16 protein-coding genes, 1 pseudogene and 1 riboswitch are annotated in these 14,935 nt (G+C 40.3%); of the genes and pseudogenes, 12 read left to right on the plus strand and 5 right to left on the minus strand.

The annotated features are described in order from the left end of the window. Positions 1-196: 196 nt before the first annotated feature. The gene (locus tag DESME_RS04900) at positions 197-1,057 is read right to left on the minus strand and encodes a class I SAM-dependent methyltransferase (protein ID WP_006714963.1); all 861 of its coding nucleotides are present in this window, start codon (positions 1,055-1,057) and stop codon (positions 197-199) included. 201 nt (positions 1,058-1,258) lie between these two features. On the opposite strand from DESME_RS04900, the gene DESME_RS04905 reads away from it, so the two are divergent. Further along, positions 1,259-2,101: a pirin family protein gene (locus DESME_RS04905; protein ID WP_006714962.1), complete on the plus strand. Its 843-nt coding sequence runs from the start codon at positions 1,259-1,261 to the stop codon at positions 2,099-2,101. A gap of 132 nt (positions 2,102-2,233) precedes the next feature. On the opposite strand, the gene DESME_RS04910 is transcribed toward DESME_RS04905, so the two are convergent. The 3 genes from DESME_RS04910 to DESME_RS04920 form a co-directional block, all read right to left on the minus strand. Further along, entirely contained in the window at positions 2,234-2,479 is a 246-nt protein-coding gene (locus DESME_RS04910) for a 4Fe-4S binding protein (protein WP_006714961.1), read from the minus strand. A gap of 88 nt (positions 2,480-2,567) precedes the next feature. Then, the gene (gene cytX / locus DESME_RS04915) at positions 2,568-3,698 is read right to left on the minus strand and encodes a putative hydroxymethylpyrimidine transporter CytX (protein ID WP_242837421.1); all 1,131 of its coding nucleotides are present in this window, start codon (positions 3,696-3,698) and stop codon (positions 2,568-2,570) included. Positions 3,699-3,908: 210 nt separating this feature from the next. Continuing rightward, positions 3,909-4,011: riboswitch (TPP riboswitch) on the minus strand. 88 nt (positions 4,012-4,099) lie between these two features. Further along, positions 4,100-5,764 carry a putative bifunctional diguanylate cyclase/phosphodiesterase gene (locus DESME_RS04920; protein ID WP_167998830.1) on the minus strand — a complete coding sequence of 555 codons (1,665 nt, stop codon included), beginning with the start codon at positions 5,762-5,764 and terminating at the stop codon, positions 4,100-4,102. A gap of 215 nt (positions 5,765-5,979) precedes the next feature. On the opposite strand from DESME_RS04920, the gene DESME_RS04925 reads away from it, so the two are divergent. Together DESME_RS04925 and DESME_RS04930 are read left to right on the plus strand one after the other, a co-directional pair. Further along, positions 5,980-7,029, plus strand: coding sequence for a phosphodiester glycosidase family protein (locus tag DESME_RS04925; protein ID WP_006714958.1), 1,050 nt, complete (start codon positions 5,980-5,982; stop codon positions 7,027-7,029). 244 nt (positions 7,030-7,273) lie between these two features. Further along, entirely contained in the window at positions 7,274-7,732 is a 459-nt protein-coding gene (locus tag DESME_RS04930; RefSeq protein WP_006714957.1) for an SHOCT domain-containing protein, read from the plus strand. Between the two features lie 167 nt (positions 7,733-7,899). Here the strand turns inward: DESME_RS04930 and DESME_RS04935 are convergent, their stop codons facing one another. Next, a complete protein-coding gene (locus tag DESME_RS04935; RefSeq protein WP_006714956.1) occupies positions 7,900-8,232 on the minus strand; it encodes a CGGC domain-containing protein in 333 nt (110 codons plus the stop codon). A gap of 185 nt (positions 8,233-8,417) precedes the next feature. Here DESME_RS04935 and DESME_RS15320 point away from each other — a divergent pair, with 185 nt between their 5' ends. The 9 genes and pseudogenes from DESME_RS15320 to DESME_RS04975 all read left to right on the plus strand — a co-directional run bounded on the left by DESME_RS15320 (position 8,418) and on the right by DESME_RS04975 (position 14,926). After that, entirely contained in the window at positions 8,418-9,287 is an 870-nt protein-coding gene (locus DESME_RS15320) for a LysR family transcriptional regulator (protein WP_006714955.1), read from the plus strand. A 90-nt stretch (positions 9,288-9,377) separates the two neighbouring features. Continuing rightward, positions 9,378-9,686 (plus strand): LapA family protein, encoded by a 309-nt coding sequence (locus tag DESME_RS15325; RefSeq protein WP_006714954.1) that lies wholly within the window; start codon positions 9,378-9,380, stop codon positions 9,684-9,686. Positions 9,687-9,874: 188 nt separating this feature from the next. Further along, entirely contained in the window at positions 9,875-10,813 is a 939-nt protein-coding gene (cbiQ, locus tag DESME_RS04950) for a cobalt ECF transporter T component CbiQ (protein WP_006714953.1), read from the plus strand. A 34-nt stretch (positions 10,814-10,847) separates the two neighbouring features. After that, positions 10,848-11,873: a cobalt transporter CbiM gene (gene cbiM / locus DESME_RS04955; protein WP_006714952.1), complete on the plus strand. Its 1,026-nt coding sequence runs from the start codon at positions 10,848-10,850 to the stop codon at positions 11,871-11,873. 108 nt (positions 11,874-11,981) lie between these two features. After that, positions 11,982-12,881, plus strand: a complete 900-nt coding sequence (locus DESME_RS04960; protein ID WP_006714951.1) for a GGDEF domain-containing protein — start codon at positions 11,982-11,984, stop codon at positions 12,879-12,881. A 63-nt stretch (positions 12,882-12,944) separates the two neighbouring features. Further along, the gene (gene mscL, locus DESME_RS04965; RefSeq protein WP_006714950.1) at positions 12,945-13,382 is read left to right on the plus strand and encodes a large conductance mechanosensitive channel protein MscL; all 438 of its coding nucleotides are present in this window, start codon (positions 12,945-12,947) and stop codon (positions 13,380-13,382) included. A 115-nt stretch (positions 13,383-13,497) separates the two neighbouring features. Continuing rightward, a pseudogene (gene rd, locus DESME_RS16180) lies at positions 13,498-13,647 on the plus strand (rubredoxin); the annotation flags it as partial. Positions 13,648-13,692: 45 nt separating this feature from the next. After that, positions 13,693-13,842 (plus strand): rubredoxin, encoded by a 150-nt coding sequence (gene rd / locus DESME_RS16185; protein ID WP_242837441.1) that lies wholly within the window; start codon positions 13,693-13,695, stop codon positions 13,840-13,842. A 142-nt stretch (positions 13,843-13,984) separates the two neighbouring features. Next, a complete protein-coding gene (locus DESME_RS04975; RefSeq protein WP_006714948.1) occupies positions 13,985-14,926 on the plus strand; it encodes a metal ABC transporter substrate-binding protein in 942 nt (313 codons plus the stop codon). Positions 14,927-14,935: the final 9 nt, after the last annotated feature.

The raw sequence follows: 14,935 nt of genomic DNA on the forward strand, positions 1-14,935 counted from the left end.
GAGTGAGCATGGACTGGGGGCTTTAAGAGAACGTACAATAAGATCCCAGATATAGAAATAATTGCGGCCACAAACATGGTTTCACCCTCTCTCGTGTGGAGGATATTTTTTCATAGATCGTCCTTTATTACTGTAGAATACGCTAAGAAATAGACTTGTGTGCTTGGCTAAATCAAGCAACGTAAGACGCGATATTCTATTTTGCTTGCTTAGCGTGGATCAAGTTTAAGAGCCAGCGTTTGAAGCCTAATCGAGGGGAAACAGGAGGTGCGGGTGGAGTGGGTTTGCGTCCATAGATCAAGCCAAATCCAAAGTAACCTTGGGTTCTCCTCGTGAAACTCACATTTTTTTGCAACCTGGGTATTAACCCGGGCTGTTTGCTTACTTTGTCAGCTAGATCTTTGATTAAGATCCAATCCTTCTTAAGCTCACTCGCAATTAGGTTCCCATTGTTTTTTAAAGGTTGTGGGTTTTTGATTTCTACATTCTGAAATCCCGCTTCGGTTATTGAGTGACACCATTCTTCAAAGGATAGAGGATTGGTGCTTGGTCCAAAGCACTCTGCCAGTTGGGGTTTGAGGGGGGCGGGTAACTCATGAAGCAAGGCCATTTCGAGATCGGCGACCTGACCTTCAGGCTTGAGCACGCGGTAGAACTCTTTGTACACCTGGACTTTATCTAAAAATACGGTTATTGATTCAGCAATGACCCAATCAAAAGAATTTTCGGCGAAAGGCAAGTGGGCAACATCGGCCACCCTAAATTCTATAAGGTGTGATACCCCTTCTTTTTTCGCTCTTTGGGTGGCTTTTTCAATCATCTGAGGACTAATATCGATTCCTATTATTTGGCAACCTGTCGTCTTAGCGAGATGACAGGCTGTAAGTCCACTACCACATCCGGCGTCAAGTACATATGATTCAGACTTGATCTGTACTGTTTCTAAATTCAACTTAGTTGCAGGGAAACCACCGGGGTGGGAGCTACCAATGCCTAACCATGCCAGTAGTTCAAAATAATTCATATCTTCGACTCTCTTGTTCTCAACAGAAACCATGAAGTCTCCCCTCCTTTCCCAATATCATGGTATTATATTCCAGGAAAAGATGATTTGTAACATCAGTCGGTGTAATCCTTGATAGAATTTCATAAATTTAAAATAATTATTAAAAAGGTTTGATTATTTAAAGCTTGTGTTATAATTAATCATACTTATAAGAGAGTCTTAATAATTTAAGAATTTAAGGAGGTTCGTCGAATGAGCAATATTCGAACTATTAATAAAATTATTACCGGGGAAAGGGCAACCGATGGTGCTGGCGTAAAGTTAGTCAGAGTTATTGGCTATGATGATACTCAAGATTTTGATCCCTTCTTGATGATGGATGCCTTTGATTCTGTTAATCCAAACGACTATACTAAAGGTTTCCCGTGGCATCCTCATCGAGGAATAGAAACAGTTACCTATCTTATCAAAGGAGATATAGAACATGGGGATAACCTAGGGAACAAAGGAAGTATTCTTGATGGAGATTGTCAGTGGATGACAGCTGGTTCAGGAATTATTCATCAAGAGATGCCGAAACGGAGTGAGTGGTTGTTTGGAGTTCAACTATGGCTTAATCTACCTGCTAAAGATAAAATGGTTTCACCACAGTATAGAGGAATCCAAAAGCACGATATTCCTATCGTGGATGAGGAAGATTCCAAAGTCCATATTATAGCGGGAAACTATAAGGGAATACCAGGTGCACTGGAAGGAGATTATGTTAAACCTCTCTATTTTGATGTAGAAGTAAAGAAAGATAGGGAATGGACTTTCGAAACGGAGGAAGATTCCACCTTATTCATTTATATTCTTCAAGGAGAAGGTTTCTTTGATCCCCAGAATGAAGCGTTTATTTCGGAAAAGCATGCGGTCCTATTTAATAAAGGAAAAGATTTCCGAGTAAAAGCTTCAAATCAAGGAATTCGGTTCTTACTTTTATCCGGGAAACCACTCAAAGAGCCTATTGCCTGGGGTGGTCCAATCGTGATGAACACAAGAGAAGAGCTGGATCTTGCGTTCAAAGAACTCAATGAGAATAAATTCGTCAAATAAGTAATAAAAGCTGTTACGCAACGTTATTTGCTAAACAGGTGTTTCATCGAAGTCGCTAAGAAATTTCAATAAAAAGGGAGATCACTACTACTTAAGAAGTAAGTGATCTCCCTCGATTTTTTTGTTGGGTTATTATTTAGTTTTCTTTTTTTTCTTTTTTTGTCCGGGTTCAGATCCTTTAAAGCTCACGGCCCCATGGGGACAACTTTTGATACAAACCCCACAGGCGACGCATAAATCTGGATTTACATAAGCGGGTCCTCGACTAAGAAAACCTAATTTCTCCTGGGTGATCGCTTTCTCGGGGCAAGAACGTTTAGAAGGACACAACGGTGAACGATCACATTTTATGGGATCAACATATGCTGCTTTACTCACAACTCCCACTCCTATCTATTTAGTGGATATATACCTGATGGGGGTATTGCTACAAGCATACTATAAAACGTGCAAAGTGACAATGCGGTTAGGATAAAGCATCATGAATTATCACTTTTTTTAACGTTAAATAAATTACTGCAACAAGAATAAAGACCATAATCGTCGGTGAGCCCCATTCGACATTGACGAAGTATTGATAAAGGAATGTTCCAAAAGCCGCGATGAGGATGCCTAACGTATTGAGCTTTGAGCTCTGCCCTTTATAATGGGTAAGATACTCGATAAAGACGATCGTGTAGACTGGAATGAAGACACTGCCGATCATCAGTAGAAAGCTTTCGAAGTTTTCGATCGGGAAGACAAAAGCAATCATAAGAGAAATTAACGAATAAAGGACAATCATTAGATTTTCGTTTTTAAATGGAAAGAGTTGTTTAGAGGAAATGACAGCCGAATAAATATCCATAAAAGCAGTTGTCACCGTAGCAATGATGATGATAAAGCCAGCGATAAACTTCATATTGCTCTGCACGATATATTCGATAACATCCATCCCCGTATGGAGAGTAATGAGGAAGCCTAGAAGATACATAAGCATACTGCCGATAAAGTAGCCGATGAAGCTGGAGAGAACGACCCCTCTTTTGCTTTGCCCATTTTTAGTGTAATCTCCAATGAGTGGTAGCCAGGAAATAGGCATGGCAATGGAGAGTTCCACCGCAGTCGCAAAATTCATCTGTCCAGTTATTGGAGGGAGGGATTGCATATCAATGCGGAAAAAGATCATGACGCTCAGGACAAGCAGAATAAGGACAAAAATATCATTGAGGGCTTTGGAATAGTTATTAAAGAAAAAGGCCCAGATTAAGACGGCAAAGCCCATTATAATCATGGAGACCGGTAAAGATAGATTAGCGATTCCGCCAAAGGCTCTTCCCGCTTGGATAATCATGACTGTACCCCAACCAATGAGTTGGAGAACATTTAGGAAAGCAATAACTTTTACTCCTACTGGCCCCAGGGAGTCGCGGACTTTTTCCATGGCTGTTTTACCGCTTTGAAAAGAGATATAACCGCCAAATGCCAGAAGCAAAGTGCCAATCAGGTGTCCGATAAGAATAGCAGCTAAGCCTTTCGCCAGTCCTAATGGAGCGGTTAGCCCCCCGGTATAAATTTCAGAAATTGAAATGGCTGCTCCAGCCCATAAAAGAAACATTGATGAATTCTTAATCTTCTCCATTTGTGTTCAACCCTTTCTGTTATAGAACTTAAAATGTATTAGTGCGAGTAATTTCTGTTATCAAGTCAACAGTCTGAGCACCATTTAATGCTCCATTCTATCTTCCCCCCCCAACAACCTGTTTAAGAAAATAAAAAGACTTACCCGAGGGGTAAGCCTATTCCTATCTTTGAAATCCACATTTACGCGGACAGTCTTCAGCATCCCTACGCTGGTGTTAACCAGATCAGGTTCTAAGGGTTAAGATGATTCTTTCTCAGCTCCCGACGGAGCACCCCCTGCACTATTCAATTATATAGAACTCTGAGGAAAATTATAAGTCTCTTTTTGATGATTGTAAATAGGTGATTTACGATAACGTTATATTCTAACCATTCTTAACCGAGCGAGGAAAGGAGTTGACCTTCTTCCATCCTCCTATTTGTTATGAAATTAAAAAACTCTTCGCCGGAGAGTGGGGTACTCAATAAAAAGCCTTGAACCACGTTACATCCCATGTCTGATAGAATAGAAAATTGCTCAGGCGTTTCTACACCTTCGGCGACTGTGGAAAAGTTAAGACTCTTGGCCATAATCAGGAGAGCTTTTAACATTGCTCTATCGCGCACTTCGAAGGCGATATCCTGAATGAAAGATCGGTCTATTTTTATGGTGTGGACAGGGTATTTCTTCAGATAACTTAAGGAGCTATAGCCTGTTCCAAAGTCATCAATCGCAATCTTTATGCCTATGGACCTAAGATTGTTCAATATACGGATCATCTCTTCAGGGTTAGAAAGAGCGACACGTTCAGTAATTTCTAGTTCAAGAAATTGCGGTTCGAGCCCTGTCTCGGCAAGAATTTGCTGAATCTTTTGATAGCAATGACACTCTTCCAACTGGATGCAGGAGATGTTGACTGCGACAATGATCATATGTCCGGCATCATGCCATCGTTTCGCTTCTTGGACAGCTGATCTTAACACCCATTCTCCAATCGGAATGATGATTCTTGTTTCTTCAGCTATAGGAATAAATTCGTTAGGTGGGATCAGTCCCATTTTTGAATGGTTCCAACGAATTAAAGCTTCAGCGCTGGTTACTTCTCCTGTCTTAGCATCACATAGAGGTTGATAAACAACGGTAAATTCATTCCGTGCTAAGGCACTTTTCAAACCGGATGCTAAGCGAGTCTGGCGTAAAAGTGCCTTGCCCATTTCGGGTGTAAAAAAGGTATAATTGCCGTTGCCACGTGCTTTAGATTGATACATTGCAATATCGGCATGTTGGAGCAGCATGGAGGGGTCAATACTATCTTGAGGGTAGAGCGCAATTCCTAAACTTGCTGATATTTTATATTCCAGCGTATCTAGTATTATCGGTTGTTCTATGGTTGAAAGGATAGCTTGGGTGATGTTCGTGACTTCCTCAGGTGAGGAAACGCCATCTAAAAAGATGATGAATTCGTCTCCGCCTAGGCGCGAAATAAAATCTTCTCCCCGAATAATTTGTTTTACACGCTGAGCAATTTCGAAGAGGACTAAATCTCCGATGCGATGTCCTGCCGTGTCATTGAGATTTTTAAACTGATCTAAATCACAAAAAATTAAGGCAAACATTCGATCTGTGTCCTTAGCTTCTTGGAGCGCTTCATCCATCCTTTGCTCAAACGCACGGCGATTAGGAAGAGCAGTTAAGGTATCGTGATTAGCCAAGAATTCAAGATCTTGACTGAGTTTCTCTAATTCGATTTGCTTTTTTTCCCTATGCCGCATTAAGAATCCAATACTCAGGGTTACTGTGGTTATCGCGATGGCAATTGCGAAAGTAACATTAAAGTTATTAAAGCTATATTCTTCTGGGTGAAGGAAATATTCATGAAGCTCATAAGAAGACTGCAATAGCACACAAAAGAGTCCGGTCAAGATGCCCGTTTTATAGCCATGATAAAAGAGAACTAAAATGGGAGGTAATAAATAGAGAATCCACATCATTTCATAGATGCCTTCAGGAGAATCATTGATTAAGGGAATAATGAGGAGAATGAGAATAAAACTGTACAATAATATTTTCTGAGACATTCTATTTTTTATCATTTTGATTAAGCCTTTCTTTGTCAGATCAAATGTGCCATTGTGTAAAACATGGCAACTTTAATTTTTCGACACCATTTGTAAAAGTCCTCTAAGTATTCTTCACAAAAATTTAAAACTCTTCGAAGCAATTATGGTGTATATTAGAGATAATTGCTGAATATTAGCGAAGAGAGGAAGTTAACATGGGTACTACAGGAATTCCCGGGTCTTCACGTCAGACGGTGCAACCACGACGGTTACAAGGAAAACCTGCAGGGGTTTATCATTATAGTCGCAAGAAGAGGCGGCTGCGGCGAATTGGTGCTAAGAGCGTTACGATGATTGCTCTTCTTTCCCTCATCTTTATCGGATTCCGATTTGCCCCTTTCCAACCTTTTGAGGGGTTACGCAATTTATGGGTGACTACAGCTATGACGACGTTAAACCATCAATACTTGGCAACCTGGTTTTTCAGTGAAGATGAGATTCAAAAAATTATGGATAGTAATCAAGCGGCTAATCTAGGAAATTCGAATCCTTCGGCCATCAATACTTTAGGTACAAATAAAGATAAAGGAATTGATTTGGTCGACATTAGTCAAAAAGGGTTTAAAGGATATTTACTTAAGGTCAAGGATCCCTCACGAGTTAAAGTTGCAGCAACGCAGTATCTTGGGACGCGGGGAGAAAAGGCCGAAGAGATAGCGAAGGAAACGGGAGCTGTTGCAGTCATCAATGGAGGAGCGTTTAGTGATCCGGAAGGGAACGGGAGCGGCGGAAATCCTTTGGGTATTCTCATCTCGAATGGGAAAATTATCCATAAAGATAATTTGAATCAATATGATCTGATTGGAATGGACCGTAACAATAAACTGATCTTGGGGCATTATACTTTTGCGCAAATTCAGAAGATGGGTATTCGTGACGCAGTCTCGTTTGATCCTTTTCTTGTCGTTAATGGTAAACCTGCGATCACCCAAGGCGATGGGGGATGGGGAATTGCTCCACGGACAGCGATTGGACAAGCCCGGGATGGCACAATCTTGATGCTGGTCATTGACGGACGTCAAGTCGGTTCGGTCGGGGCTACTCTCAAAGACGTTCAGGATATCATGCTCAAGCAGGGTGCTTATAATGTAGCTAATCTTGACGGAGGTGCTTCATCTGTGCTCTATTATCAGCAGCAGATGGTAAACAGTCCATCAAGTAAGTATGGGGATCGCCATCTACCCTCGTTCTTTATTGTGAAGTAAATGAAAAAAGCGATGTAATTCACGGAAGCACACTTAATTTATAGTGTGCTTCTTAGTATTTTTATAAGGAAATCCCAAGGCCTTTCTGACATCTATTAGGTATATTATTAACTTACTTTTGTCATAGTCCTGACAAAGTTTTGACACAATCATCGGTTAGACTAAAAATATAAAAGGAATTCAAGCAAAAACAAAATAGGAAAGTGAAATATTAGTAAAAGAGTAAATTTGGGGGGCGTTTATTATGATGAGATATGGATTAGGTACAAATCATGGTTATGCCACGGGCTGGGCAAGTGGAGGTACAATTATTCTTATCTTTTTAATGGTGATAGTATCAATTGCGGTCTTTAGTTTTTCAAATGACTATTTTAAGAAAAAAAATCATCCTAAACATAACAAGCTTTTAAAAATACTTGAAGATAAATATATAAACGAAGAAATCAGTGATGATGATTACATTGAAAGAAACAGTCTACTCGATGATGAGTATTTGCTCCATTCAGATAATCCTGCAATAATGCAACTTAAAGAGCAATACGCAAAGTGTGAAATTGATTCCCGCGAATATATCAAAAGGAAAAAAGAATTAAGTGAACGCAGAAATCAATTTGCTCTGGATATCCTCAGAGAGAGGTATGCCAAGGGTGAAATTTCTTCAGAAGAGTTTCGAAAGATAAAAGCAGATATCCAATATGATTAGTAATAATCCAAACCTAGTGATTTTGCGTATTTAGATGACCTTTTTAGGGACATGATGAGTCTTGAAAAATAAATTAGGTTTACTGTTATAACAAGAAAGAAGGTAGCATTTTGAAGCTACCTTCTTTCTTAACTTACGTAAGTTAAAATGGCTAACATGATTGGAAGCTAATGAGTATAATCTATTAGTCTTATAGTATCACCAATCTTTTTAGAAATTGCTTGTTTCATTTGTTCGGCATGTGGACAAGGAAAGCCAATAGGATTTCCTCTTGTAATACAGGAAGCTAATACAATTGTGTCAGCACCACGTTTAATCATTTCTGTAGCCCGAGTAACCGCTTTTTTTCCAGGACAACCCCCACAGGTATTTACTCCAATTACTTCGATATCTTCTTCCACATTTGCAAAGGCAAGTTTCTTTTCCTTCATAACTTTAAAATCGGTCGTAGCAGGACACATGTCCTCAGTTTGCATACATCGAATTAATCCAACCTTCATAAATAGTTCCTCCAAATTCATAACTTCTCTGCCATAATTAACTACCGAAAGAACAAAACTTGGGAGCCGAGCAACCCTCAAACTGAATAGGTAATTAGTAACATCATATTGTTAAGATACCACACCAGGAGCTATAATGGTTATGCATTGTTATCATAAATCTTATACTAAAGGAGTATAGCCTTGTGGATATACAACAGTTTAGAGCCTTTCGCGAAGTAGCACGACAGCGAAGCTTTTCTGGAGCAGCAAAAGAATTATTTCTTAGCCAACCTGCGATATCACGTCAAGTAGCTGCTTTAGAGACTGAGATAGGATTACCGCTGTTTGTTCGTATGGGCAATAACATTTCTCTGACTGATCCCGGTCGGAGGCTTCTGATTTATGTAGATGACATTCTCCTTAAACTTGACCAAGCTGAATCTGTCATCAGGGATTTAAAGGACTTAGAAAGCGGTACAGTTATTGTTGCAGCTGATAATTATTTAGGTAAATACTTTTTGCCACGCTTTATCGGTGAGTTTCATCGCCGCTATCCAACCCTTCAACTTCATTTAATTACTCATCCGCAAGAAAGTTTAGTAGGCCTGTTAGCGAATGGGCAAGCAGACTTAGCCTTTTTCTGCGGGGAACCAAAACGGAATTTACCGCTTACGTTCGAACAACTATGTACAGAAGAACTTTGTTTTGTAGCTCCTGGGTCACTCAATCTTGATATTGCCGGCAATATTGAAAAATATGCTCCTTTTCTATTTCCGCCGAAAAGTTCCTCTTTTGGCGAGGACTACGAACTTTTGTTGCCTGTATCTATTGATCGCACCAATTCACTAATTACCATTGAGTCTCTTGAAGGAATTAGAACGCTTCTTAATGAAGGCTTTGGGTGTAGTATATTACCGAAGAACCTTATTCATTGGGAACTCGAAAAAGGCTTCTTGCAATCCATGCCGATTGGACTTGAATGCCCTGTGATTCTCACCTATCCAAAGGATACCCGGCTTGCTCATCCCGTTCTACTTTTTATGGGGGTTATTCATAAAATGTTATCAATTTAGCTTAGAACTCGAAAATTATCGTAAAATAATGAACAAAAATGATATAATGACCTTACAAATTTGACTTGGAAATAACAAAGGGGGATTAGAATGTTTTTATTAATTTTAACGTTGCTTTTTGCGTTGCTTGTCGCTATATTTGCGGTCCAAAATGCTGCCCCAGTCTCGATAAATTTATTTTGGATAACAACACAGGTCCCTTTGGTTCTCGTCATTTTAGGCTCGGTGCTCGCAGGAGCAGTAATTGTTGTTTTGATTGCTATGTGGCGGAAAATACGTCCCAAAAAGAAAAATAAGGGTATGTCCATAGTACCGGTAGAAGAAAAGAACATGGATTCGAAAGAAAATAATTTCTCAGAGCAAGTTACTATGAAACAATTTACGCCAGAAGAAAAATAGATTCAGTATATTCTTAAAATTTAGAAAAGATTTAATAGAAAGAAGGAAATTCATTCTAGAGTCGCGAATACAATATGAAAATAGTGAGAATTAACAAGACCATGGAGGTCTGACCCTACAGAGGGTCGCTCTATGGCCTTTTTCTTTTTTTCTGAAAATAAGCCGAATAGCAAAGAAGGGAGAACAGGATGGAACTTCCAAGCTGGTTAAGTGAGATGAGCCCCGCAGTGCAACTTGACGTTGGTGGGGGGCGACGTAAAAGAAATTTCATCGAGAAGACGCTGAAAGATATCGTTAGCTTTCTCAGTGATGCATTTTTCTCAGAAAAAATCGCGTTGAGAAAAGGCTTTTTACAAGGGCTAGATCCTCGCGTTAAAGTATTGTCCCTAATTTTTCTCTTGGTCGCCGTTAATCTTTGCTCAAATCTTGGTTTGCTCTGGATCTTCTATTTTATTCTACTCGCGATTGCGGTACTTTCAAAACTGCCATTTCGACTAATGCTTTCTAGAGTTTGGTTAGTCATTCCTTTGTTTACAGGGATCATGGTGTTTCCCTCACTCTTTAACTGGGTACGACCAGGTGATCCGCTATGGGTCATTGGAAATTTTGGACATCCCTTGCGCTTCGGCCCACTTGTTTTCCCGGCAACTCTAGCTGTGTCGAAGCAGGGGGTAGCAGGAGGAATCTTACTCATTAGCCGAGTAGGTATCTCTGTTTCTTTAGCTATGGTGTTGACCCTTAGTACACGCTGGATGGATATTCTCAGGGCTTTGCGTTCGTTCTTTATCCCGCGTATCTTCATCAGTACGACAGAGATGACTTACCGATATATTTTCGTCTTAATTAAAGCGATGGAGGAAATTTTTATTGCGCGCAAGGCTAGGGATGCAGGACAGTCCTCAGTGAAGGAACAACGGAGTTTTATAGCAACTACGATGGGTGGATTGTTTGGCAAGTCTTTACAAATGAGCGAGGAAGTGTACAGCGCGATGGTTGCTCGTGGCTATACAGGAGAAATGCGCATGATTCATCAGAAAAGCATGGTCTGGCAAGATATTTTCATTTTGATGGTTGCCCTTCTGGCAGGACTAATTATGATTGCAACTAACAAAGTCCTAGGAGGGTGAAAGAAAATAGTCATCAATGAGGAGGAGTGTTATTATGCATATTCCTGATGGTTATCTGAGCCCACAAACTGATGCAGTCTTAGGAATTGCAAGTGCGCTTGCCGCAGCAGGTGCGGCCTATCAAACCTCTCATTCGCTTAAAGCCAAATACATACCCTTGCTTTCTATAGGAGCAGCGTTTTCATTTGCGATCATGATGTTTAATATTCCTATTCCCGATGGAACGACGGCTCATGCCACAGGGGGTACTCTTTTGGCAATTTTACTCGGGCCCTGGGCAGCGATGGTAGGAGTTACCATAGCCTTAGTTTTGCAAGCTCTTTTCTTTGGAGATGGCGGAATACTGGCTTTGGGAGCGAACATATTTAATATGGCAGTGATCTTGCCCTTTGTTAGTTATGGTATTTATCAATTCATCGCGGGTAAGAGTAATGTTCAATCCAAACGTCAATGGATTGCTGCCGCTATTGCGGGGTATATCGGCCTCATAACAGCAGCCTTTTTTACAGGAATTGAGTTTGGGTTACAACCTCTCCTCTTCCATGCTGCAGATGGAACTCCGCTTTATAGTCCTTATGGATTAAACATAGCTGTACCCGCTATGCTTCTCTCTCATCTATCGATTGCAGGTCCTGTTGAGGGACTAATTACGGCGTTGGTTGTACGATATTTGCAACGAACTAACCCGGCAATGCTTCAATTAAGACAGTCTGAGGATAAATCAACTAAGGATTTCCGTTACGGTAAACTTGTGCTGGGGATCGTTATTATGGCCCTGCTTACGCCCCTAGGACTTTTGACTTCGGGAACGGCGTGGGGGGAATGGGGAAGTGAAGCTTTAAAGTCTCAACTTGGATTCTTACCTAGTGGATTTCAGAAATTAAACGACTTATGGCAACACGCGATTTTCCCCGATTATGGTGTCGTAGGATATGATCAAACGTTCTGGCAACAGGCTTTGGGATATCTATTATCTGCTTTTTTCGCGCTAATCGTTATTGGAACGATTACAATCCTCATCCAGCGTTTTGTGCGAAGGTCGGAAAAAGAAATAAATTAATTTATATAGGAATAACTGCAAATTTAATGTAAAATAAAGAAAAATGCATGAAAATACTTCATGCATTTTTTCTTAACACTGTTCTTAGGCCGTCTAGGAGGAAGAAAAATGTCACTTGAAGAAGCAAGTCAAAAGATCTTTGACAGTTTAAAAATTGTAGACAAGATGTATGAGCATATTCGGCTTATCGATCCTGTCACGAAGAAAATCATCGCCTCCTATGGGGAAGATCTGTCTAGAGCGGGTGCTGAATGTTTTGCTTTATGGAAAAAAGGAAAGAGCTGCGATAACTGTGTTTCTATGCGTGCTTTTAATGAGGATCAAACTATTGTCAAAATAGAATATACACCTGATAAAATATTTATGCTTACTGCGATCCCCGTTGAATTAGAAAATCAAAAAGTTATTGTTGAAATTCTTAAGGATACGACTCAAAGTATGATTTTCCAAAGTGGAGATTCGCCAGCTTCCTCCTCGATTGTTTGTGGCATCATTGATAACCTGAATAATATCGCCCTACGAGATCCATTGACTGGAGTAAATAACCGGCGTTTCATTCAAGAAAAGTTACCTGTCAATCTCGTTTTAGCCTCAACTTCGAATCAAAGCTTATCTTTAATCATGGTTGATATTGATTTCTTTAAGAAGATCAATGATACCTATGGCCACGTCGCTGGAGATTTTGTTCTAAAACGCTGTGCGGAGATAATTGCAAATTGTGCTAAACGGGAAACTGACTGGGTAGCACGTTATGGTGGAGAAGAATTTTTAATTTGTCTTCCAGGAGCAAACTTGGAAAGTGCCTGTGAAATTGCTGAACTTATGCGCAAGACCATCGAAAATGAAGTAATTCAATGCGATAAAGAGACGATAAAAATAACGGCCAGTTTTGGGGCGTGTTGTACTACCCCTTGTTCAGGTGAAACAGCTAAACAGTTGATTGAGCGTGCGGATCAAGCCCTTTATGTGGCTAAAGAGCAGGGCAGGAATACGGTGGAATGGGTATGACTACATTCCGAAGTAGATATAATATGTACGCTTCATAAATTTTAAAAAAAGGAGAAAAAGTACATGTGGAAAGAATTTAAAGAATTCGCGTTGAAGGGTAACGTTGCCGATCTAGCGATCGGTGTTGTAATTGGTGGTGCGTTTGGGAAAATTGTGACCTCTCTTGTCAGCGATATCATTATGCCGTTAGTTGGGTTGTTATTAGGAAAAGTAGATTTCTCAAATCTGTTCATCACGCTTGGAAGCGGGCATTTTAATACGATCAAAGAAGCGAAAGACGCAGGAGTCGCAACTTTAAATTATGGACTTTTCATCAATAACATTATTGACTTCTTGATCGTTGCTTTTTCTATTTTCTTTGTGATTCGGCAATTAGGACGGTTTAGTAAGAAGAAAGAAGGGGGACCTGCAGCTCCAACGACAAAAACGTGTCGATTTTGCTGTACGGATATTCCAATTGAAGCGATTCGATGTCCCCATTGTACCTCTGAACTTAAGTAATATTCTGAAATATCTTGAAAAAATATGGTTTGAGAGCAGGAATTTAGTCCGATCCAATAGAATATTGAACAAGATTGCACAAGTCGCAGTTTAAGGAATGTAAGGAGGATTTGAAATGAAAAAGTATTTATGTCCAGGTTGTGGGTATATTTATGATCCCGCGTTAGGTGATCCTGAAGGGGGTATTGCCCCGGGAACTGCGTTTGAGGATATTCCGGACACTTGGGTTTGTCCTTTATGCGGTGTAACAAAAGCTGAATTTGAAATTGTCGCTGATGAGAAACAAGAAGCTTCTAACACGACGCAGTATATTTGCACAGGTTGCGGATATGTTTATGATCCTGTTCAAGGTGATCCTGATGGAGGTATTGCTCCTGGAACTGCATTCGAGGATATTCCAGATGATTGGGTTTGTCCTTTATGCGGCGTAACAAAAGCTGAATTTGAAGTGGTTAAATAATGATCTGAGGGGAGCGGGCTATTGGCCCGCTTTTTATTTTGCGATTGTTTCATATTGCATATTCTAGGCAACCCTATTATAATAGTTAAATGCAATGCAAATGCGAATGATTTGCAAATCTCGGTTCAGGGACGGTTGTTGAATGAAAAAATTACGGGTAGGATTCTTGGGTTTAGTTTTAATTTTAAGTGCATTGGTTTTTACAGGATGTGGTGCGAACAGCACAGCAGATTCCCAAGGAACGGGCTTTGCTTCAAATGGAGATAAGAAACTCACAGTCTACACCACCGTTTATCCGATGTATGATTTAACACAGAAAATCGGGGGCGATAAGATTCAACTTAAGAATCTTGTCCCAGCCGGGACAGAGCCGCATGACTGGGAGCCGACGCCTAGTGATATGGCAGCTTTAGAGAAGGCTGATGTCTTAATTTATAATGGTGCAGGGATGGAACCCTGGTTGGATAAAGTATTAAAATCACTCAACCCTGAAAAATTAGTGACTGTTGAGGCGACTCAAGGCCTTACTTTATTGAATAGCCAGGATGAGACGAAGAAGTTGGCTACAGACCCGCATGTTTGGTTAGATCCAATGCATGCCAAACAAGAGATGGGAGCCATTAAAGATGCCCTTGTCACGGCAGACCCAGCGAATCATGCTTATTATGAAAAAAATTATGTGGAGAATGCTGCACATTTTGATCAATTAGACCAAGAATACAAAGTGGCTGTTTCACAGTTCAGTAAAAAAGATATTGTGGTTGCACACCAAGCCTTTAGTTATTTATGTAATGCTTATGGGTTGAATCAGGTTGCTATTGAAGGGCTTGCCGCCGATTCTGAACCTTCTCCGGCAAGAATGGCGGAAATCGTAAAGTTTGTTCAAGAAAAGCAACTTAAATATATCTTCTTTGAAGAACTGGTCAGTCCTAAGGTTGCGCAGACGATCGCGCAAGAAACGGGAGCGTCCACGGCTGTTCTTAACCCCTTTGAAGGATTGACAGAGAGTGATCAACAAGCAGGAAAAGATTATTTCTCCGTCATGCGGGATAACCTTGAAGTTCTAAAGAAAGCATTGCAGTAGGGAAGAACA

The organism is Desulfitobacterium metallireducens DSM 15288 (assembly GCF_000231405.2).
GTDB lineage: Bacteria > Bacillota > Desulfitobacteriia > Desulfitobacteriales > Desulfitobacteriaceae > Desulfitobacterium_A > Desulfitobacterium_A metallireducens.

What these genes read in the sequence shown, in the direction of transcription:
- cbiQ (WP_006714953.1), top strand. Translation starts at nt 9,875, where the DNA reads ATGGAACTTCCAAGCTGGTTAAGTGAGATGAGCCCCGCAGTGCAACTT.
- cbiM (WP_006714952.1), top strand. Translation starts at nt 10,848, where the DNA reads ATGCATATTCCTGATGGTTATCTGAGCCCACAAACTGATGCAGTCTTA.
- DESME_RS04935 (WP_006714956.1), bottom strand. Translation starts at nt 8,232, where the DNA reads ATGAAGGTTGGATTAATTCGATGTATGCAAACTGAGGACATGTGTCCT.
- DESME_RS04930 (WP_006714957.1), top strand. Translation starts at nt 7,274, where the DNA reads ATGATGAGATATGGATTAGGTACAAATCATGGTTATGCCACGGGCTGG.
- mscL (WP_006714950.1), top strand. Translation starts at nt 12,945, where the DNA reads ATGTGGAAAGAATTTAAAGAATTCGCGTTGAAGGGTAACGTTGCCGAT.
- DESME_RS04905 (WP_006714962.1), top strand. Translation starts at nt 1,259, where the DNA reads ATGAGCAATATTCGAACTATTAATAAAATTATTACCGGGGAAAGGGCA.
- DESME_RS04960 (WP_006714951.1), top strand. Translation starts at nt 11,982, where the DNA reads ATGTCACTTGAAGAAGCAAGTCAAAAGATCTTTGACAGTTTAAAAATT.
- cytX (WP_242837421.1), bottom strand. Translation starts at nt 3,698, where the DNA reads ATGTTTCTTTTATGGGCTGGAGCAGCCATTTCAATTTCTGAAATTTAT.
- DESME_RS15325 (WP_006714954.1), top strand. Translation starts at nt 9,378, where the DNA reads ATGTTTTTATTAATTTTAACGTTGCTTTTTGCGTTGCTTGTCGCTATA.
- DESME_RS04900 (WP_006714963.1), bottom strand. Translation starts at nt 1,057, where the DNA reads ATGGTTTCTGTTGAGAACAAGAGAGTCGAAGATATGAATTATTTTGAA.
- DESME_RS04925 (WP_006714958.1), top strand. Translation starts at nt 5,980, where the DNA reads ATGGGTACTACAGGAATTCCCGGGTCTTCACGTCAGACGGTGCAACCA.
- DESME_RS04975 (WP_006714948.1), top strand. Translation starts at nt 13,985, where the DNA reads ATGAAAAAATTACGGGTAGGATTCTTGGGTTTAGTTTTAATTTTAAGT.